The sequence below is a fragment of the Kitasatospora sp. NPDC007106 genome, assembly GCF_040634455.1.
GTDB classification, from domain to species: Bacteria; Actinomycetota; Actinomycetes; order Streptomycetales; family Streptomycetaceae; genus Kitasatospora; species Kitasatospora arboriphila.
Genome location: NZ_JBEYFP010000071.1, coordinates 1 through 18,729 on the forward strand (window position 1 = coordinate 1; position 18,729 = coordinate 18,729).

Sequence of the window (18,729 nt, forward strand, 5' to 3'; positions counted from 1 at the left end):
ACCTGAAGGCCAACTACCCGGCCGAGTACATGGCCGCGCTGCTCACCTCGGTGGCGGACGACAAGGACAAGATGGCGGTCTACCTGGCCGAGTGCCGCCAGATGGGCATCAAGATCCTCTCCCCGGACGTCAACGAGTCCGTCGTCGACTTCACCGCCGTCGGCAGCGACGTCCGCTTCGGCCTCAAGGCGGTGCGCAACGTCGGCGTCCCGGTGATCGAGTCGCTGGTGCGGACCCGGCAGGAGAAGGGCAAGTACACCTCCTTCGCCGACTTCCTGGACAAGGTGGAGCTGGTGGTGTGCAACAAGCGCACCGTCGACTCGCTGATCAAGGCCGGCGCGTTCGACTCCCTCGGGCACACCCGGCTCTCCCTGAACGCCGTGCACGAGAACGCGATCGACGCCGTCACCGGGGTGAAGAAGCAGCAGGCCATCGGCCAGGACGACCTCTTCGGCGCCCTCGACACCGGGACGGGCACCCCGGCGATCGGCCTCGACTTCGACCTCCCCGACCGCGAATGGCCGCGCAAGCAACTGCTCAGCCTGGAAAGGGAGATGCTCGGCCTGTACGTCTCCAGTCACCCGCTGGACGGCGCCGAGCACGTACTCTCCAAGAACCGCGACGTCTCCATCGCCGAACTGCTCGGCTCCGGCCGCACCGAGGGCGAGGTCAGGCTCTCCGGCCTGGTCACCGCCGTCGACCGGCGGATCAACAAGGCCGGCAACGCCTGGGCGATCATCACCCTGGCCGACCGCGACGGCTCCGTCGAGGTGCTGTTCTTCCCCGCCGCCTACCAGCTGATGTCCGCCCAGATGGTCGAGGACAACGTGATCTCGATCCGCGGCCGGCTCAACGAACGGGACGGCGCGCTGAGCGTCTTCGGTCAGGAGATCACCACGCTCGACATCTCTTCGGCCGAACTCGGCACCAAGCCACCCGTCCAGATCACCGTGCCGGTCGGAAAGATCACCCCGGAGCTGGTCGCCGAACTCAAGCGAGCGCTGCAGGCGCACCCCGGCGACGTCCCCGTCCGACTGCTCACCACCAACTGGGACAAGAACACCCTGTACGAGCTCGGCTACCGGGTGAACGCCGAGAACGGACTGGCCTCCGACATCAAGACCCTCCTGGGCACCCATGCCTGGATGGGAACGGTCTGACGAGGGGATCTCCGGTACGGGCCGGGGCTGTTCCGGTTGCCACCACGCGCGGGCAGCCCTCCGCCCGGTCGGGCCACCGGTGGACCGCTGCCGAAGGGCACCAGGCCCGGTGGGCCGCGATCAGGTCCCGGTGCCAGGCGTAGCACGCCTTCGGGGTGCGCTTCTGCGTCTCGAAAGTCGACGTGGACGAGGCCGAAGCGCTGGTGGTGGCTTTCAGCCCGTCGAACGCCCTGACAGCCGGCTCTTGCCCCTCGCGACGGGCGGCGTTCCCCTCACTCGAGGCCGGCCGGCTCACCGTCCTGTTCGGCGCGGCCCTGCGGTGTGCCCAGGCCCCTGCGGACCGAGTCCAGGATCGTCAGGCCCTGGCCGACCAAGCCTGCGGCGATCTCGCCCAAGCCGTCGGCGCCGTTGAGAACGTTGACATTGGCGCCCGCGAGCCCACCGGCCGCCTCCTTGACGATCTGCGGCAGCTGGTCGATCAGCATCCGGTCCAGCGCCACCCGGTCGTGCGAGGCCGCCGCCTCGGCCTGGATCTTCATCCGCTCCGCCTCGGCCAGTGCCAGGACCCTGATCCGCTCGGCCTCCGCCTCGGCCGGCTTCACGACCTCGGCGACCAGCTGCTGCTGGCGCAGCTCGGCCGCGCGCTGGGCCAATTCGGTCTGCGCCGTCAGCACCTCCTGCTGCGCGTGCGCCTGCGCCAGCGGGCCGGCCTGGGCTGCCTGGGCCTGGGCCCGATCCACCTCGGCGGTGTACTGCGCCTTCACGACGGCCGTCTCCCGGGCGTACTCGGCCTGCTTCCGGGCGGACTGCTGCTCCGCCTCCGCCGCGGCCTGGGTGGCCTGTGCCTGGGCGATCTGGGCCTGGCGCTGGATGGCGGCCCGGTGCGGGGCCGACATCGCGGCGATGTAGCCGGTGTCACCGTCGTCGATCGACTGGATCTGGAGCGAGTCGACGATCAGGCCGATCTTCGCCATCTCGGCCTTCGAGGTGTCGAGCACCTCGGTCGCGAGTTTCTGCCGCTCGGTGACGATTTCCTCGACCGTCATCGAGCCGATGATGGCGCGCAGGTGCCCGGCGAAGATCCGGCCGGTCAGCACGGACATCTGGTCCTGGTCGGAGAGGAAGCGCTGGCCGGCGTTGACGATGCTCTCGGTGTCGTTGCCGACCTTGAAGGCGATCACCGCCCGCGCCGTCAGCGCGATGCCCTGCTTGGTGACGCAGGTTTCGGCAACCTCCGCCTCGCACATCGCCAGGGTCAGGAAGCGGACCTTGCGGAAGATCTGCAGGACGAACGCCCCGTGCCCGGTCACCACGCGGAACGGCGCGCCGGCAAGGCCCCGTCTTCCACCGGAGATCAGCATCGCCTGGTCGGGGGCGGGAACGCGATAACCGAACATCCTGGTTGCCTCCTCAGCGAGGTCCGTCGGGAAGGTCGGACCCCGGGTCGCCGACGGGGTCGGTCCACTCCATGACGTCGACCTGGCGAGTACCGCGCGATTCGATCACCAGAACCGGTGTTCCCTCGGGCAGAGGCTCCTCGGACCAGGCCAGGAAGGTCTCCGAACCGCCCCTGATCCTCACCAGGACCTCACCCGGGCCGGCGGCTCCCCGGGTCCCGATCACCAGCGTGCCGGGGCAACCGATCACGGCCTCGTCCGACACCATCGGCGGCCGCCCCTTTCACCTGTCGAACGTCGCGCCACCATCCTGGCAGCACCGGCCGACCGCAGCGGGCAGGCGCGCGGCCGGGTCACCGCACTGGATCAGCCGACTCCAAGGTGTCACCGACGCTCGCGCTGCCGAAGGTGCGCAGGCGGGGCGTGTGCCGCCCACCGTGCGACTGTCTCGGCCCCCTGGATGACGACGAGACCCACACACCGTCGCGGTCGGCGGCAACAGCCGCCGATGCCACCTCCCGTGCGCCGCCCAAGCACAGTGAACGGCAAGCCCGATGGGCGGCGATCAGGTCCCGGTACCAGGCGTGGGACGCCTCAGGGGTACGGCGCCGAGTCTCGAAGTCGACGTGGACGAGGCCGAGGAGCCGGTGGTGGCGCTCGGCCCGACGAACGGGCTGTCACCCCCCGCCGGGAAGCCGGGGCGCGGTCGAGCAGGGTGCGCCCGGCTCCGAGGGGCAGGTGGCACGCCTCGGAGCCCTCTGCCTCCCGGTGTCCTGCGGACCCGGATCGTCCCGGCCGACCGACCCCGCCCGAAAGACCGCGCACGTCGCGGCACCGCCGGCGCACCGCCCGACCCGGCGCCCCGCAGTCGGCTCCGGCTTCGGCAGCCGCCCGGGTCGAACCCGTCCGGTGACACCGCGTGAGACCGTCGGAAGGCCCGCCTCCGGTTGACAGGACCCTCGACGGCGAAGCTACTTTGGGTACGGAGGAATTCACGTGCTGTGATCACCTCTGCCCGTCACCCACCGCGAGGACCCGAGCGTGACCTCGGCCCCCGCCCGTCCCACCGAATCGCCCGCCTCCGCCACACCCGCTCGCGCGCCTTCGCCGGCATCGTCGACGACAGGCCGAGGAGCCACCGGCCGAGGCGCCGGGGCATCCCGTACGGCCGGAGTTCGAGCGTGAAGCGGACGACGGCCGGGGCCGCGGGCTGAAGTCCGCCCGTGACGTGGTCCCACCGGAGCAGCAGTTCGGGCTGGTCCGGCAGCACCGGTCCGCCGCCCCGAGTTCACCCCCGGAGAGCCGGAGCCCCCGCACACGTCCCCAGCGGCTTCGACGAGGCCGTCGGCCTCGCCCGACGGCCGGGATCGGGCGCGCGGACGGCATCTCCGGCGCCGTCGGCGCGCTCCACGCCCCGACACCTTCGACCACCACGCTGCGACCCCTCGCCGAGGGCGAGCACCTCCCCCCGACAAAGCCGGTCGGTCCCTGACCGCCGGGCATCCCCGAGGAGACACCATGGAGAACCCCGTCATCGAAGGCACGGCCGGTGAACGCGCCCGCTGGCAGACCTGCCAGCGGCTGGCGCGCGAGCTGTTACTGGTCGGTCCGGACGACAAGGACCTGAAGCTCCGCTACCTCGACGTACTGATCAAGGACGGCATTCCGGAGACCGACGAACCCAAGGACGTGCTGATCATCGGCGCGGGCATCGCGGGCCTGGTCGCCGGGAAGCTGCTCAAGGACGCCGGACACAACGTCACCATCCTGGAGGCCAACGCCAGCCGGGTCGGCGGGCGGATCAAGACCTTCCGGTCCACCGGCGACGCGGTCGACGGACCGTTCCGCGACCCGGAGCAGTACGCCGAGGCCGGGGCCATGCGGCTGCCCGGCTTCCACCCGCTCACCCTCGCGCTGGTCGACAGCCTCGGCCTGCGACGGCAGCTGTTCTTCAACGTCGACGTCGATCCGGACACCGGCAACCAGAACGCGCCCGTCCCACCGGTGGTCTACGAGTCGTTCGAACCCGGCAAGGTCTGGAAGTACGGCGCGGACAGCCCGGACTTCCGCGAACCGGTCAAACGCTTCAACTCCTGGATCCGCACCAACCGGGTCCAGGCCCGCCGCAAGGAGTACGCCGCCGATCCGAGCTGCGTCAACGAGAGCTTCCACCTCACCGGCGACGAGGTGCGGATCACCGCCGCCGACATGGTCAACCAGGCCCTGGAGCCGGTCCGCGACTACTACTCGGTGATCAGGGACGGCAAGCGGGTGAACAAGCCGTTCGCCGAGTGGCTGGACGGCTGGGCCCGGGTGATCCGCGACTTCGACGGGTACTCGATGGGCCGCTTCCTGCGCGAGTACGCGGGCTTCAGCGACGAGGCGATCGAGGCGATCGGCACGATCGAGAACATGACCTCGCGGCTGCACCTGGCCTTCTTCCACACCTTCCTGGGCCGCAGCGACATCAACCCGAACGCCACGTACTGGGAGATCGTGGGCGGCAGCTCGAAGCTGCCCGACGCGCTCGCCGAGGAGCTGCGGGAGGAGCTGCGGATGGGCGAGCGAATGATCCGGATGGAGTACTGGGACCCGCGCCGGGACGGCGGGGGAGCCCGGAGCGTCGGCCCGGTCGGGCCGCAGGTCGCCGTCGAGACCGTCCCCGAGGACGACCCGGAGGCCGAACCCACCGTCTGGAAGGGCGACTTCGCGATCGTCACCGTCCCGTTCTCCGCGCTGCGGTTCGTCCAGGTGACGCCGCCGTTCTCCTACAAGAAGCGCCGGGCGATCATCGAGACCCACTACGACCAGGCCACCAAGGTGCTGCTGGAGTTCTCCCGCCGGTGGTGGGAGTTCACCGAGGCCGACTGGAAGGTCGAACTCGACACCATCGCACCCGGCCTGTACGAGTACTACCAGCGGGCGGGCGAGGACGACGCCGAGGCGGCCGCGGCCGCCGCCCAGAACGGCCACCGCCCCCCGCGGGACCTGCCCGAGGTGCTGCTCGGCGCGCACGCGAGCGTGGACGAGCGCCGGATCAGCCGGGGCCAGCGGGAGGTGTACCGGCACACCCCGCTGCTCCGGGCGAGCGTGCGCCCCGCCACCGACTGCTTCGGCGGAGGCTCGACCACCGACAACCCGAACCGCTTCATGTACTACCCCTCGCACCCGGTGCCCGACGGCAACGGCGGCGGGGTGGTGCTGGCGAGCTACAGCTGGTCGGACGACGCGGTGCGCTGGGACTCCATGGAGGACGACGAGCGGTACGTCTACGCGCTGCGCAACCTCCAGTCGGTGCACGGTCGGCGGATCGAGGTGTTCTACACCGGCTACGGGAAGACCCAGAGCTGGCTGCGCGACCCGTACGCCTTCGGCGAGGCGGCGGTGTACACCCCGCACCAGATGACCAGCTTCCACCTCGACGTGGTCAAGCCGGAGGGCCCGGTGCACTTCGCCGGCGAGCACGCCTCGCTGAAGCACGCCTGGATCGAGGGCGCGGTGGAGACCGCCGTCCGGGCGGCCGTCGCCGTCCACGAGGCACCGGCGCCGCCGGCCCCGGCGGAACCGGAGATCCGGCCCGAGGTCCGGCTGCGGCGGGAGAGCCGACAGGAGGCCCTGCGCGGATGAGCGGCGACGGCGAATGGACGGTGGCCCGCTACCTGGCCACCAGACTCGAACAGTTGGGCATCCGGCACCTGTTCGGGGTGCCCGGGGACTTCCTCGGCCCGTTCCTGACGATCATGCAGGCCACCACGGCCGTGCGCTGGATCGGCACCCCGACCGAGATGGGCGGCGGCTACGCCGCGGATGCCTACGCCAGGGTGCGGGCCGCCGACGCCGACCCGGACGGTCGCGAGCAGGGCGTCGGAGCCGTGGCGGTGACCTACGGGGTGGGCGCGTTCAGCCTCCTCAACACCATCGGCGGCGCCTACGTCGAGGACGTGCCACTGATCGCGATCAACGCGGCGCCGTCCTACGAACAGTGGCTCAACCAGCAGGCGGTCGGCCTGCTCACCTCGCACATGAGCCCGCGCCGGGAGAGCAACCTGGACGTCTACCGGCAGGTCACGGTGGACGCACAGGTGCTCTCCAACCCGGGACTCGCCCCCTCGCAGATCGACAGCGCGATCACCGCGTGCCTGACCGAGCGCAAGCCGGTCTACCTGGAGGTCATGGAGGACCTCTGGCACGCACCGTGCGAGCCCCCGCAGGGCGAGCTCCGCGCCCACGAGCGGCCGTTCACCCGGCGCAACGAGGAGATGCTGGAGAAGGCCGTCACGGCAGCGGTGGAGCTGATCGGGAAGTTCGGCGCACCGATCGTCTGGGCCGGCGAGGAACTCGTCCGCCGGCGGCTGGAGGACGAGCTGCTGGAGTTCGTGCAGACCACCCGCATGCAGTTCTGCACCACGGTCGGCGCGAAGTCCGTGGTGTCCGAACGGCACCCGCTGTTCGCCGGCGTCTACAACGGCAGGGCGAGCCTGCCGGAGATCCGGGCGACCTTCAAGAACGCCGGGTGCCGGATCGGCCTGGGGATCTGGTCCACCTCCAAGAACCTCGGCGGCGAGCAGTCGATCGGCGACGACTGGATCGTGGCGGCACGCGGCGGCGTCAGCGTCGGCGCCGGATACTTCCCCGACGTCCAACTCGGCCGGTTCATCACGGCGTTGCGCGAGGCGCTGGCGGGGCAGACCTTCCCCGCCGACCACTTCGCGCTGGCGCACGCGGCAGGCCTGGACGTCCCGGCCAGCACGGCCGACTTCCTGGACTCGCTGAGCACCGACCGGTACCCGCCCGAGCTGACGTACGACAGCTTCTTCCAGCACATCAACTTCTTCCTGGAGCACCGGGCCACCGGTGGCGACCCACAGGCCCCCTCTCCGTTCACGGTGGTCTCGGACGCGGCGTTCGCGCTGCTGGGCTCGATGAACCTGCGGATCACCGAGCGGGCCGGCTTCCTCGCGCAGAACAGCTGGCTGTCCATCGGCTACTCCGTCGGCGCGGCCACGGGCGTGGCGCTGGGACGGCAGCAACCGATGAAGCGCCCGCTCGTGTTCGTCGGGGACGGCTCGTTCCAGGAGATCTGCCAGGAGCTGTCCACCCACGTACGTCACCATCTGAGGCCGGTGGTCTTCGTCCTGGACAACGAGGGCTTCTACGGCATCGAGCAGATGCTGGTCAGCCCCTGCTACTACAAGGAGAAGCCGTCCAACGGGGCCGACTTCTACAACGTGCTGCACCCGTGGCGCTACGAGAAGCTGGCCGAGGTCTTCGGCACGGACAAGGACCGGATGCACGGGTTCGAACTCACCACCCACGCCGAGCTCGACTCGCTCCTGCGGGACATCGCCGATCCCGGCAACGACCTCAACCACGCGCCGATCCTGGCCCGCGTCCGGCTCAGCCGGCACGACTACCCGAAGGCGCTCCAGTACAAGATCGACGAGAAGTGCACCTAGCAAAGGCGTACGGATGCCACATGGGGGCGCGTGGGGGCACCTCCCGCGCGCGCCCGTGAATCGACCACCCGAGCGCCCTTTGAAGACAACTCCGAGGCCCTCGCCCACCGGCCCCCGTCCCCGACGGGGGCCGGTGCGTGTCACCCGAGCCAGTGCTGCAGCTCCAGTGCGAGGCCGATCTGCAGCCCGCGTCCGGGACGCGGCCTGGGCAGCAGGGCGTCGGCGCGGGCGATGCGGTTGAGGACCGTGTTGCGGTGGGTGTACAGCCGGCGCGCGGCGCGGCCGGCGTTGCAGTCCTCCTGCAGGTAGACGCGCAGCGTCCGGGCGAGTTCGGGGGACGCGTCGGCCAGCCCACCGAGCGTGGCGGCGACGAACTCGCGTGCCTGGTCCTCGTCGTGTGCCGCCATGGCGACGACCTGGACGTCCTCGTAGGCGGTGAGACGGGGCGGCTGGTGCATCCGGAACGTCAGCCGCTGGGCGGTCAGCGCCTGCTGGTGGCTGAGCCGGAAACCGGTGGGACCGTCACCCGGCATCCCGGCGGCCGCACGGGCGTTGCCGCCCGTGGCGGCGAGCTCCTCGGCGAGGACCTCGGTGTCCACCCGCCCGGGAACCGCGATCCAGGCCCACAGCACCGAGATTCCCGCGGCGACGGTGAGGGGCCGCCGTGCTCCGGCCGCCTCGGCGATCGCATCGGCCGCGGACTCCAGCTCGCCCTGCTCCGCCACGCCGGGCGCGTGCCACAGCACCAGGGCCAGATGACGCCGGCGCAGGTCGTAGCCGAGGCGCGCACTCGCCCGTTCCTCGCCGATCGGCGCGCCCTGCAGCAGGAGGTTGACGGTCTCCAGCCGCCGGGCCGGCATGCCGCCGACGAGCTGGTCGCGTTCGTGCTCCACGTGCTTCTGGACGCCGGCCAGGGTGCGGTCCACGAACCGGGACATGGAGCGGGCCGCCAGGTCGAGGGAGACTGCCAGCACCTCCGGCGGGGCCGGCTCGGCGAGCGCGGCGCGCATCCAGTACCGCCACAGCAGGTTGTGCCCGCGCCAGTAGCCCTGGACCAGATAGCGCTCGTCGACGCCGCGTCGGACCATGTCGCGCGCCACGTCCAGGATCTGCGCCGTCAGGTCCGCGGGAACCGGGCGGCCGGGACGGAGCCGGTTGGCGCGTACCCAGCGCCCGACGGTGTCCCGGTTGCTCGCGGCGATCTCCTGGGCCATGACCGGGTCGGTCGGCGCCTCCGGCGTGTCGGGGGCCAACTGCTGACCGATCTCGGCGAGCAGCTCGTCCAACGTGCCCTGCATCCGCTCCGCGGTCGCCCGGATGTGTTCCGCCACATCGGGCGCGGGCGCCGCCCAGCCGTCCTTCATGGTCCCAGGCTAGCCCGAACCATGTTGGGCAGGTTGCACACCCATAGGCCGATGTCTTGTGCAGATGCACCTGGCCATGCGCGGGCCCGCACCCTAGGTTGAGCGCGTCGCAGGACAGAACCGCAGCTCAGGGCCGCCGGAAACCGCCGTCGGCCGCCTCGCGCGGCCCCGCGGCGAAGACCACCGGGGGTCGCCCGGGCACCCGGACACAGAGGAGGGACAGGCAGTGCAGCGCTCCGTCTACACCGAGGACCACGAGAACTTCCGGGAGATGATCCGGGACTTCATCGCCCACGAGGTCGTGCCCCACTACGACGCCTGGGAGGCCGCCGGCCACGCGCCGCGCGAGTTCTACCACAAGCTCGGCGACCTGGGGGTCTTCGGCATCGAGGTCCCGGAGGAGTACGGCGGCTCGGGTGTCGGCGGCTTCAAGTACCAGGCCGTGGTGGTCGAGGAGCTGATGCGCGCGGGCGTGTCCTTCGGCGGCTCCGGCGTGCACACCGGTCTGGTGCTGCCGTACCTGCTCGAGTTCGCCGACGACGAGCAGAAGAAGCGCTGGCTGCCCGACTTCGTCTCCGGGCGGATGATGACGGCGATCGCGATGACGGAGCCCGGCACCGGCTCGGACCTGGCCGGCATCCGCACCACCGCGGTGCTGTCCGAGGACGGCACCCACTACGTGCTCAACGGCGCGAAGACCTTCATCACCGGCGGTGTCCTCGCCGACCTGATGCTGGTGGTCTGCCGCACCTCCCCGGCCCCGGCGGGCGACCGCCGCGGCGGCCTGTCCATCCTGTGCGTGGACACCGGCAGCGAGGGCTACGCGGTCGGCCGCAAGCTGGAGAAGATCGGCCTGCGCAGCTCGGACACCGCCGAACTGTCCTTCACCGACGTCAAGGTGCCGGTGGAGAACCTGCTCGGCGAGGAGGGCAGGGCGTTCGCGTACCTCGCCCACAACCTGATTCCCGAGCGTCTGGGCATCGCCGTGTCCGCCGTGGCCGCCGCCGCGGCCGCGATCGACTTCGCGCTCGCCTACACCCGTGACCGCACGGTCTTCGGGCAGCCCGTCTCGGGCTTCCAGAACACCAAGTTCGTCCTCGCCGAGTGCGCGGCCGAGGTGGCCGCCGCACAGGCCCTCTGCGACCGGGCCCTGGACCTCATCGAGCAGAAGGAACTCACCTCCGCCGACGCCGCCGCCACCAAGCTCTTCTGCACCGAGACGGCGTCGCGGGTCGTCGACAAGTGCCTGCAGCTGCACGGCGGCTACGGCTACATGCTCGAGTACCCCATTGCCCGCCTCTACACGGACAACCGCGTCTTCCGGATCTACGGCGGCACCAGCGAGGTCATGAAGACGGTCATCGCCAAGTCCATGGGCCTGTGACCGCAGCGGGCCCATCCCGCGGGCCGGCACTACGCCGGGTCGGCGCCCAGCATGCGGAGGACGAGGTCGGCGTACTGCTGCCCCAGGGCCCGGGGTGAGGTGCGCATGCGGTCCTCGTACCAGCGTGCGACGTCGATGCCGAGCGAGAGCACGGCGCGGCCGGCGGCCTGCACGTCGCGGACCTCGAACACACCGGCCTCGATCCCCTCGCGCACGAGTCCCTGCGTGAGGTGCTCGATCCTGCGCCGCAGGTCCACCACGGTGCGGTAGTCGTCCTCGGGCAGGGACTTCAGCTCGTACGCCACGACCCGGGCCACGGCGTGGCGGCGGGCGTGCCATTCGGTGAACTCCCGGGCCAGCCGGCCCATCCTCACCACCGGGTCACCGGCCCCTGTGACGGCCCGGTCCACCACGGCGAGGATCTGCTCGTGGCCGCTCCGCACGATCTCGAAGAGCAGGGCGGCCTTGGACGGGAAGTGGACGTAGAGCGCCGCCGAGCTCATCCCCGCCGCCGCGGAGATGTCGCGCGTGGTGGTGGCGTGGTAGCCCTGCCGGGCGAAGCACTCGAGGCCGGCCGCCATCAGCCGGCGGGCGGTCTCCGGTTGGACGTCGGGCCACAGCTCGTCCGCGAGGGCAGCCGGGGTGGACGCAGATCTTCCCTCGCTCCGACGCATGCGCCGACCCTATCAACCGTGCCGCGGAAATTACCGGCCAGTAACACTTACTAAGCGCTTGCTTAGTACTGGTGGGGGTCATAGCCTCCGTCACACGCCCACACCGCAGGCGACCGCCCACGCCCCTCTCCACTGCCGCCTCCGGGACCGCCGACTGCCGCCCCCGCCCACCCGGGCCGCACAGCACCCATCCCCTCGGGAGTGCCCTCATGAGCTTCAACCTCGCGACCATGCTCCGGGAGTCGCGCCAGGCCCGTCCGGACAAGCCGATGTGCCACTTCGCGGACACGTCCTTCAGCTACGCACAGGTCGACGAGATCTCCGGCCGCGTCGCGAACGGCCTTCGCGCCCTCGGGCTGGAGCGCGGCGACAAGGTCGCCGTCCACCTGCCCAACGTGCCGCAGTTCCTGTTCACGTACTTCGGGATCCTCAAGGCGGGACTGACGATGGTCCCGCTCAACCCGCTGCTCCGCGCCCCCGAGATCGCCTACCACCTCGACGACTCCGACGCGAAGCTGCTGGTGACCTTCGAGTCGTTCGCCGACGAGGCGCTCAGGGGCGCACGGCAGGTGGCGGGCGTCACGACGTACGTCGTCACCTCGCCGAGCGGCGCAGGGCTGCCGGCGGGCACGGTCCACTACGACGAGCTCTGCTCCGGTGAGGACACCGGCGAGATCGAGCCGACCGACGCGGACGACACCGCCGCGCTGCTCTACACCTCGGGCACCACCGGCCGGCCGAAGGGCGCCGAACTCACCCACTTCCAGCTCTACATGAACTGCACCGTCGCCGGAGAGCTCTTCGGCTTCCGCGAGGACGACGTCGCCGTGGCGGTGCTGCCGCTGTTCCACGTCTTCGGGCTGTCGAGCGTGCTGAACGCCTGCGTGCGGTACGGCGGCACGATGGCCCTCGTACCCCGGTTCGAGCAGGAGTCGGTGCTCGACGCCGTCGAGCGGCACGGCTGCACGGTCTTCTCCGGCGTGCCCACCATGTACGTCGCCCTCCTGTCGGCCGACACCTCCGGCCGGGACCTCCGCTCGCTGCGGGTCGGAGTCTCCGGCGGAGCCGCGATCCCCGGTGAAGTGATCCGCGCCTTCGAGGAGAGGTTCCCGGGCGTCGTGGTCCTGGAGGGCTACGGGCTGTCGGAGACGGCGAGCACCACGACGTTCAACACCAGTGCCGAGGCCCGGAAGGTGCTCTCGATCGGCAGGCCCATCTGGGGCGTTCAGGTACGGGTGGTCGACGAGAACGACGAGGAGCTGCCACCGGGGCCCGACCACGTCGGCGAGATCGTCGTCCGCGGCCACAACGTCATGAAGGGCTACTACAAGAGGCCCGAAGCCACCGCCGAGGCGTTCAGGAACGGATGGTTCCACACCGGCGACCTCGCCTACGCCGACGAGGACGGATACCTGTTCGTCGTCGACCGCAAGAAGGACCTGATCATCCGCGGCGGCTACAACGTCTACCCGCGCGAGGTGGAGGAGGTCCTGTTCACGCACCCGGCGGTGGCCGAGGCGGCCGTCGTCGGCAGGCCCCACGAGAGGCTCGGCGAGGACGTCCTGGCCTACGTCGCGCTCAAGCCCGGCGCGTCGGCCACACCGGAGGAGATCGCCGGCTACTGCAAGGACAGGGTCGCCGCGTACAAGTACCCGCGCGAGGTACGCCTGGTCGACGCACTGCCCAAGGGGCCGACCGGGAAGATCCTCAAGAAGGCACTCCGCTCCCAATCGTGAACCACCCGACGCTCCGCCGCAGTTGACCCATGCTGCGGCGGAGCTTCGGCATGCCCTCGCGCCGCGAGAACGCTTTCCCGGCGATCGCCGCCGCTGCCCCCGCCGGCCGCCGGGCATGTGACGCGGTCCACACCGAGCCGCTGAATCGGTCCTGTTGACGCCCGTGTCGCATCTGCTGCAGCCTGAGGAACTAAGCAAGCGCTTAGTAAGTGCCGAAGGGAAAGCCATGCCCGAAGCCGTCATCGTTGCCACTGCCCGCTCGCCGATCGGCCGGGCCTTCAAGGGCTCGCTGAAGGGACTGCGCCCCGACGACCTCACCGTCCAGATGGTCCGGGCCGCCCTCGCCAAGGTGCCCCAGCTCGACCCGGGGACGATCGACGACCTGGTACTCGGCTGCGGCCAGCCGGCCGGCGAGTCCGGCTTCAACATGGCGCGCATCGTTGCCGTCCTCGCCGGACTGGACTCGGTCCCCGGCACCACGGTGAACCGCTACTGCTCGTCCAGCCTGCAGAGCACCCGGATGGCACTGCACGCGATCAGGGCCGGCGAGGGCGAGGTGTTCGTCTCCGCCGGCGTGGAGACCGTCAGCCGCTACACCCAGGGCAACGCGGACGGACTGCCCGGCACCAGGAACCCGGTCTTCGCCGAGGCCGAGGCCCGCACCGAGCGGTTCGCCGAGGGCGGCCGGACGTGGGTGGACCCGCGCACCGAGGGCCAACTGCCGGACGCGTACATCGCCATGGGCCACACGGCCGAGAACGTCGCGCAGTTCAAGGGCATCAGCCGCGCGGAACAGGACGCCTTCGGCGTGCGCAGCCAGAACCTGGCCGAGAAGGCGATCACCGACGGCTTCTGGGAGCGCGACATCACCCCGGTGACCCTGCCCGACGGCAGCCGGGTGACCGAGGACGACGGGCCACGGGCCGGGGTCACCCTCGACACGGTCTCCCAGCTGCAGCCCGTCTTCCGCCCCGACGGCACCGTCACCGCCGCCAACTGCTGCCCCCTGAACGACGGCGCCGCCGCCCTCGTCGTCATGTCGGACACGCGGGCCAGGGAGCTCGGCATCACCCCGCTGGCGCGGATCGTGAGCACGGGCGTCTCGGCGCTGTCCCCGGAGATCATGGGCCTGGGGCCGGTCGAGGCCTCGAAGCAGGCCCTGGCACGTGCCGGCCTGACCATCGGCGACATCGACCTGGTCGAGATCAACGAGGCGTTCGCCGCCCAGGTCATCCCGTCGGCGCGCGACCTCGGCGTGCCGGAGGACAGGCTCAACGTGAACGGCGGTGCCATCGCCGTCGGCCACCCGTTCGGCATGACCGGCGCCCGGATCACCAGCACCCTCATCAACTCGCTGCAGTGGCACGACAAGCAGTTCGGCCTGGAGACCATGTGCGTCGGTGGCGGCCAGGGCATGGCGATGGTGCTGGAGCGGCTCTCGTGACCACCGTGGAGGCCGTGGTCCTCGACTACGGCGGCGTCCTCACCGGACCGGTCCGGAACTCGATCGCGGCATGGCTGCAGGCCGACGGCATCCGGCCGGAGTCCTTCTCCCGGACGCTCAGGGCCTGGCTGTCCCGCGACGCCGAGGACGGCACCCCCGTCCACCGGCTGGAGACCGGCGAGCTGACGATCGACGAGTTCGACGCACTGCTCGCCGCCGAACTGGTCACCGTTCACGGCGCGCCGGTCGAGCCGGTCGGCGTCCTCGCCCGCCTGTTCGCCGGGATGCGGCCCGACCCGGCGATGTTCGAGTTGGCCGGTGAGCTGCGCGACCTCGGGATCCGGGTGGCCCTGCTGTCCAACAGCTGGGGCAACACCTACCCGCGCGAGCGGATCGACCCGCTCTTCGATCCCGTCGTGATCTCCGGCGAGGTCGGCCTGCGCAAACCGCTGGCCCCGATCTACCGGTTCACCCTGGACCTGCTCGGAGTGCCGCCCGAGCGGGCGCTGTTCGTCGACGACGCCGAGCCGAACGTGCTCGGCGCCCGTGCGGTCGGCATGCAGGCGTTGCTCCACACCGACGCCGGCACCACCCGGGCCGCGCTCGCCGACCTGATCCCCGGCCTGTCCCGACGGCCGCTCCCGACCCCTACCACCAACACCCATGACTCGAAGCGGAGTTGACACAATGAACACCACTCGTACCGCCGTCGTCACCGGAGCGGCCCGCGGCATCGGAGCAGGCGTCGCGAAGCGGCTCGCGGCCGACGGCCTGTCCGTCGCGGTCATCGACCTGGACGAGGAGGCCTGCAAGCCGGTCGTCGAGGAGATCGAGGCCACCGGGGGCCGGGCGCTGGCCGTCGGGGTGGACGTGGCGGACGAGCCGGGCGTGCAGGGCGCCGTGGACCGGATCGCCCGGGAGCTGGGCGCGCCCACTGTGCTGGTCAACAACGCCGGCATTACCCGCGACAACCTGCTGTTCAAAATGACCGCCGACGACTGGGACGCGGTCATGAACGTTCACCTGCGCGGCTCGTTCCTGATGACCCGTGCCGTCCAGGGCCACATGACCGAGGCCGGCTGGGGCCGGATCGTCAACCTTTCGAGCACCTCTGCACTGGGCAACCGCGGCCAGGCCAACTACTCCGCGGCCAAGGCCGGGATCCAGGGCTTCACCAAGACGCTCGCCATCGAGCTCGGGAGGTTCGGCGTCACGGCCAACGCGATCGCCCCCGGGTTCATCGAGACCGAGATGACGGCCGAGACCGCGCGCCGGATCGGCATGACCTTCGACGAGTTCAAGGCGGCCGCAGCAACGCAGATCCCGGTCGCCCGTACCGGCAGGCCCGAGGACATCGCGCACGCGGTGTCGTTCTTCGCCGGCGAGGGCGCCGGGTTCGTCTCGGGCCAGGTCCTCTACGTCGCCGGCGGACCGCAGGACTGAGCGGAGAACGAGGAGAGAACGAGGAGAGAGAGCACATGAAGACCTTCCACGGCATCGAACAGCTCGCGCAGGCGGCCGGCACCCACCTCGGGTACTCCGACTGGCACACCGTCACCCAGCAGCAGATCGACACCTTCGCGGAGGCGACCGGCGACCACCAGTGGATCCACGTCGACCCCGCGAAGGCGGCGCAGGGTCCGTTCGGCTCCACCATCGCGCACGGCTATCTCACGCTGTCGCTGGTGCCGATGCTGGTCTGGCAGGTGTACCGGGTCGAGGGGCTGAGCATGGGCGTCAACTACGGGGCCAACAAGCTCCGTTTCCCGTCCCCCGTCCCGGTGGGCTCCAACGTGCGCGCCGGGGTGGAGCTGTTGTCGGTGGTGCCCGGCGGCGGTGGCCACCAGGCGACGGCGAGGGTGACCGTCGAGGTGGAGGGCGGCGACAAGCCGGCCTGCGTCGTGGAGACCGTCAGCATCCTGGTGCCCTGATCGCCCCGGCCGCAGGGGGCTCCGTGGGCGGCCTGCCGGCGGCGGAGCCGCGGCCGCCGCACCGGGCAACCGGCCGGCCACGTCGGTGGGCCGTCTACAGCAGCCCGTGCAGACGGTGCTCGGACCCGTCCGTACGCCGGATGGCGACGACGGCCGCGTCGTCGCCGAGCCGCCCACCGGCGTGAGCCAGCAGGTCACGGCGGATGTGCTTGACCAGCGCCTCCGGCGTGCTGCCGGCCCACCGGGCGACCCGGTCCGCGAACGGGTAGAACACACCGGAACGGTCACGGGCTTCGACCACGCCGTCGGTGTAGAGCAGGAGCGTGTCCCCGATCTCGAAGGGGAACGCGTCGTCCGGGTAGTCGGCGGCCGCCAGGACACCGAGGCCCAGGGGCGGCGCGCTACCGCCGCCGTCGAGTCCGATCACGCGGTCGTGGCGCAGCAGCAGCGGTGGCGGGTGTCCGCAGTTGGTCATGCGGGCCACCGGGGCGTCGTCGGGGATGTCCAGGAGCAGGGCGGTGACGAAGTGCTCGGCGGTCTCCCGGTCGGTCTGGGCGAAGTCGAGCAGGTACCGGCTGACGTTGTGGTCCAGTGTCCGGGCGAGGTCGGGCAGCGTGGCGTGCTGGGCGGCGACGAGCCGGAAGGCGCTGAGCAACAGGGCGGACTCCCCGACGGCGGCCAGGCCCTTCCCCCGGACGTCCCCGACGATCATCCGCGCCCCGCCGTCCGTACGGGTCGCCGTGTAGAGGTCACCGCCGATCTGCGCCTCGTGCTCGGCGGCCAGGTAAACGGTCGCGATCTGCAGCGGACCGATCCGCTCGGGAATCGGGCGCAGCAGAGCGCGCTGGGCGGCCTCGGCCACCGACTGGGCGCGGGCGAGCTGCCGGTCGCGGCGCTCCCGGACCACCGCGAAGACCACGATCATCAGGGACAGTGCGGCGAGTGCGGCGAGCTGCGCCGGGTGGTAGCCGGCGGTCAGGCCGCCGCGCAGGACGGCGACGAGGACACCGGCGGCGACGGTGAGCGCGGCGACGACGGCGGTCACCCGCGGCCCGGCGAAGGACGGGGTCAGTGCGGGGGCGATCACGAGCAGCGGTCCCAGACGGACCGAGTCGGGCGACCGGGCGATCACCACGACGAGCACCACGAGGAGACCGACGGGCACCAGCACCAGGGCCGGGACCCGACCCCACGGCCTCTCGCCGCCCGAGCGCCGTTCGACGTCCATGCCCTCAAGAATGCGCCGCGCCCAGGGGCCGGAGCATCCGGTACGTACGGGCTTCGCGGCAGGCCGCCCGTACGGCGTACGCCACGACGGGCTGCCGACGGCCCCGGTCAGCGGCCCTTCCGCTCGACCCCGCTCCCGCCCACGGCTCTCCCGGTACCCGGTGATCAGGTCGCGGCACCGGGCGCAGGACGGCTCCCGGGTGCGCCGCCGAGACGCCGGACGGCACGTCGGGCAGCTCGGACCGACGGCAAACGGGTGATACCGACACGGATCCACCTGCCGTTCACCGTGCGCAGCCGCCCGACTCCACCATGATGGTGGCGATCAGGGCAAAACGGCGAGGAGAGTGCTTAACCGATGACCGCTGGGACGGAAACGGCAGAGGTGAGTGCGCAGCCACGGGGCCGGGGCAGAGTTCTCGTGCAATGGCTCACCACCACGGACCACAAGAAGATCGGGACGCTGTACCTCGGGACGTCGTTCGCCTTCTTCCTGGTCGCGGGTGTGATGGCCCTGGTGATGCGCGCCGAACTCGCCCGCCCCGGCAATCAGATCATCTCGAACGAGCAGTTCAACCAGCTGTTCACGCTGCACGGCGGCGCGATGCTGCTGATGTTCGCGACCCCGCTGTTCGCGGGCTTCGCCAACTGGTTCATGCCGCTGCAGATCGGCGCCCCGGACGTCGCCTTTCCCCGGCTGAACATGTTCGCCTACTGGCTCTACCTGTTCGGCTCCCTGATCGTCGTCGCCAGCCTGTTCACCCCGCAGGGCGCACCCGACTTCGGCTGGTTCTCCTACCCGCCGCTCTCCGACCAGGTGCATTCCCCGAACATCGGCGGGGACATGTGGATCATGGGGCTGACCTTCTCCGGCTTCGGCACGATCCTCGGCTCGGTCAACTTCATCACCACCATCATCTGCATGCGCGCCCCCGGCATGACGATGTTCCGGATGT

General features: G+C 70.9%; 15 protein-coding genes. 10 read left to right on the forward strand and 5 right to left on the reverse strand.

Going from position 1 to position 18,729, the window contains the following annotated elements; genetic code table 11:
* Positions 1-1,160 (forward strand): OB-fold nucleic acid binding domain-containing protein (locus tag ABZ641_RS10035; RefSeq protein WP_359980555.1); only part of this gene is annotated, 1,160 nt, incomplete at its 5' end.
* 272 nt (positions 1,161-1,432) lie between these two features.
* Here ABZ641_RS10035 and ABZ641_RS10040 read toward each other — a convergent pair.
* Positions 1,433-2,557 carry an SPFH domain-containing protein gene (locus ABZ641_RS10040; RefSeq protein ID WP_359980558.1) on the reverse strand — a complete coding sequence of 375 codons (1,125 nt, stop codon included), beginning with the start codon at positions 2,555-2,557 and terminating at the stop codon, positions 1,433-1,435.
* Positions 2,558-2,570: 13 nt separating this feature from the next.
* Positions 2,571-2,825, reverse strand: a complete 255-nt coding sequence (locus ABZ641_RS10045; RefSeq protein WP_359980561.1) for a hypothetical protein — start codon at positions 2,823-2,825, stop codon at positions 2,571-2,573.
* Between the two features lie 1,250 nt (positions 2,826-4,075).
* On the opposite strand from ABZ641_RS10045, the gene ABZ641_RS10050 reads away from it, so the two are divergent.
* Positions 4,076-6,184 carry an FAD-dependent oxidoreductase gene (locus tag ABZ641_RS10050; RefSeq protein ID WP_359980563.1) on the forward strand — a complete coding sequence of 703 codons (2,109 nt, stop codon included), beginning with the start codon at positions 4,076-4,078 and terminating at the stop codon, positions 6,182-6,184.
* Positions 6,181-8,013 (forward strand): thiamine pyrophosphate-binding protein, encoded by a 1,833-nt coding sequence (locus tag ABZ641_RS10055; protein WP_359980566.1) that lies wholly within the window; start codon positions 6,181-6,183, stop codon positions 8,011-8,013. Before ABZ641_RS10050 ends, ABZ641_RS10055 begins: the two co-directional genes overlap by 4 nt.
* A gap of 140 nt (positions 8,014-8,153) precedes the next feature.
* Here the strand turns inward: ABZ641_RS10055 and ABZ641_RS10060 are convergent, their stop codons facing one another.
* Complete coding sequence (locus ABZ641_RS10060) at positions 8,154-9,377, reverse strand: helix-turn-helix domain-containing protein (protein ID WP_359980568.1); 1,224 nt, start codon at positions 9,375-9,377, stop codon at positions 8,154-8,156.
* A 226-nt stretch (positions 9,378-9,603) separates the two neighbouring features.
* On the opposite strand from ABZ641_RS10060, the gene ABZ641_RS10065 reads away from it, so the two are divergent.
* Positions 9,604-10,761, forward strand: a complete 1,158-nt coding sequence (locus ABZ641_RS10065; RefSeq protein WP_344623619.1) for an acyl-CoA dehydrogenase family protein — start codon at positions 9,604-9,606, stop codon at positions 10,759-10,761.
* A 29-nt stretch (positions 10,762-10,790) separates the two neighbouring features.
* Here ABZ641_RS10065 and ABZ641_RS10070 read toward each other — a convergent pair whose 3' ends face one another.
* The gene (locus ABZ641_RS10070) at positions 10,791-11,435 is read right to left on the reverse strand and encodes a TetR/AcrR family transcriptional regulator (RefSeq protein ID WP_359980571.1); all 645 of its coding nucleotides are present in this window, start codon (positions 11,433-11,435) and stop codon (positions 10,791-10,793) included.
* A 209-nt stretch (positions 11,436-11,644) separates the two neighbouring features.
* On the opposite strand from ABZ641_RS10070, the gene ABZ641_RS10075 reads away from it, so the two are divergent.
* The 5 genes from ABZ641_RS10075 to ABZ641_RS10095 all read left to right on the forward strand — a co-directional run bounded on the left by ABZ641_RS10075 (position 11,645) and on the right by ABZ641_RS10095 (position 16,546).
* Positions 11,645-13,171, forward strand: coding sequence for a long-chain fatty acid--CoA ligase (locus tag ABZ641_RS10075; RefSeq protein ID WP_359980573.1), 1,527 nt, complete (start codon positions 11,645-11,647; stop codon positions 13,169-13,171).
* 226 nt (positions 13,172-13,397) lie between these two features.
* Positions 13,398-14,615, forward strand: a complete 1,218-nt coding sequence (locus ABZ641_RS10080) for an acetyl-CoA C-acetyltransferase (protein ID WP_359980576.1) — start codon at positions 13,398-13,400, stop codon at positions 14,613-14,615.
* Positions 14,612-15,298: an HAD family phosphatase gene (locus ABZ641_RS10085; protein WP_344623623.1), complete on the forward strand. Its 687-nt coding sequence runs from the start codon at positions 14,612-14,614 to the stop codon at positions 15,296-15,298. The genes ABZ641_RS10080 and ABZ641_RS10085 overlap by 4 nt, the downstream gene beginning before the upstream one ends.
* Before the next feature lie 4 nt (positions 15,299-15,302).
* The gene (gene fabG, locus ABZ641_RS10090) at positions 15,303-16,058 is read left to right on the forward strand and encodes a 3-oxoacyl-ACP reductase FabG (protein ID WP_359980578.1); all 756 of its coding nucleotides are present in this window, start codon (positions 15,303-15,305) and stop codon (positions 16,056-16,058) included.
* 35 nt (positions 16,059-16,093) lie between these two features.
* Complete coding sequence (locus ABZ641_RS10095; RefSeq protein ID WP_359980581.1) at positions 16,094-16,546, forward strand: MaoC family dehydratase; 453 nt, start codon at positions 16,094-16,096, stop codon at positions 16,544-16,546.
* Positions 16,547-16,640: 94 nt separating this feature from the next.
* On the opposite strand, the gene ABZ641_RS10100 is transcribed toward ABZ641_RS10095, so the two are convergent.
* Positions 16,641-17,774, reverse strand: coding sequence for a PP2C family protein-serine/threonine phosphatase (locus ABZ641_RS10100; protein ID WP_344623626.1), 1,134 nt, complete (start codon positions 17,772-17,774; stop codon positions 16,641-16,643).
* A gap of 357 nt (positions 17,775-18,131) precedes the next feature.
* Between ABZ641_RS10100 and ABZ641_RS10105 the strand changes: the two genes are divergently transcribed.
* On the forward strand, positions 18,132-18,729 hold a 598-nt coding region (locus ABZ641_RS10105), incomplete at its 3' end, for a cbb3-type cytochrome c oxidase subunit I (RefSeq protein WP_359980584.1).

Bases quoted from the DNA above. Each gene is read 5' to 3' on its own strand.
- ABZ641_RS10040 (WP_359980558.1), bottom strand. From the start codon at position 2,557: ATGTTCGGTTATCGCGTTCCCGCCCCCGACCAGGCGATGCTGATCTCC.
- ABZ641_RS10045 (WP_359980561.1), bottom strand. From the start codon at position 2,825: ATGGTGTCGGACGAGGCCGTGATCGGTTGCCCCGGCACGCTGGTGATC.
- ABZ641_RS10050 (WP_359980563.1), top strand. From the start codon at position 4,076: ATGGAGAACCCCGTCATCGAAGGCACGGCCGGTGAACGCGCCCGCTGG.
- ABZ641_RS10055 (WP_359980566.1), top strand. From the start codon at position 6,181: ATGAGCGGCGACGGCGAATGGACGGTGGCCCGCTACCTGGCCACCAGA.
- ABZ641_RS10060 (WP_359980568.1), bottom strand. From the start codon at position 9,377: ATGAAGGACGGCTGGGCGGCGCCCGCGCCCGATGTGGCGGAACACATC.
- ABZ641_RS10070 (WP_359980571.1), bottom strand. From the start codon at position 11,435: ATGCGTCGGAGCGAGGGAAGATCTGCGTCCACCCCGGCTGCCCTCGCG.
- ABZ641_RS10075 (WP_359980573.1), top strand. From the start codon at position 11,645: ATGAGCTTCAACCTCGCGACCATGCTCCGGGAGTCGCGCCAGGCCCGT.
- ABZ641_RS10080 (WP_359980576.1), top strand. From the start codon at position 13,398: ATGCCCGAAGCCGTCATCGTTGCCACTGCCCGCTCGCCGATCGGCCGG.
- fabG (WP_359980578.1), top strand. From the start codon at position 15,303: ATGAACACCACTCGTACCGCCGTCGTCACCGGAGCGGCCCGCGGCATC.
- ABZ641_RS10095 (WP_359980581.1), top strand. From the start codon at position 16,094: ATGAAGACCTTCCACGGCATCGAACAGCTCGCGCAGGCGGCCGGCACC.
- ABZ641_RS10100 (WP_344623626.1), bottom strand. From the start codon at position 17,774: ATGGACGTCGAACGGCGCTCGGGCGGCGAGAGGCCGTGGGGTCGGGTC.